General features: G+C 28.5%; 1 pseudogene. It reads left to right on the forward strand.

Features of this window, described 5'->3' with window-relative positions:
• Positions 1-128: 128 nt before the first annotated feature.
• A pseudogene (locus AC973_RS10235) lies at positions 129-619 on the forward strand (transposase); the annotation flags it as partial.
• Positions 620-710: the final 91 nt, after the last annotated feature.

The following is a 710-nucleotide window of genomic DNA, read 5'->3' on the forward strand; positions in this document are numbered from 1 at the left end:
GAAAACTATGGATCTTTTTTTATTTTATTATTGTTGTTGCACTTAAATTGTAAATTCGTCATACAAAAATAAAATACCTTCATTTATAATAGTAATAACCACAAAACTAAAAAGAAAGAAGGTATTCTATGTATACTCAATATAACATGAATCAAGCTTTTCTACCATTAGAGTTATCCGATTATCTTGCACCAAATCATATTGTTTTCAAGTAAATAATTTTGTTGAACAGCTAGATGAACATATTCTCGATCAATTTTATAAACACGAAGGCCGACCGGCCTATCATCCATTAATCCTCTTAAAGGCATTACTATTCGCATATATAGAAAAGACGTTTTCAGGAAGAACTATTGAAAAAATGATGCAAGAGAACATTCCAATGAAATGGTTAGTTGCCGATACCGAAATTTCTTATCGTACGATTAATAGATTTCGTTCTAGTGAATTATGTGCATCAATTCTTGAGAACCTATTCGTTGAATTTAAACTCTTTTTAGTTCAACAAGAACTAATCTCAGATAATGTAGTATTTATAGATGGTACAAAAATTGAAGCAGATGCAAATAAATATTCTTTTGTTTGGAAAAGAGCAACAGATAAATTTTATGTATCCCTGAATAATTCATACCTCTAATTTCAGAGGCCAGTTTATTATGTTTCTGTTATATTTTGCAGTTTTTCTATTATATACATTGAGATATTTCAAT

The organism is Carnobacterium sp. 1290_CSPC (assembly GCF_001053265.1).
Classification (GTDB): domain Bacteria; phylum Bacillota; class Bacilli; order Lactobacillales; family Aerococcaceae; genus Aerococcus; species Aerococcus urinaeequi.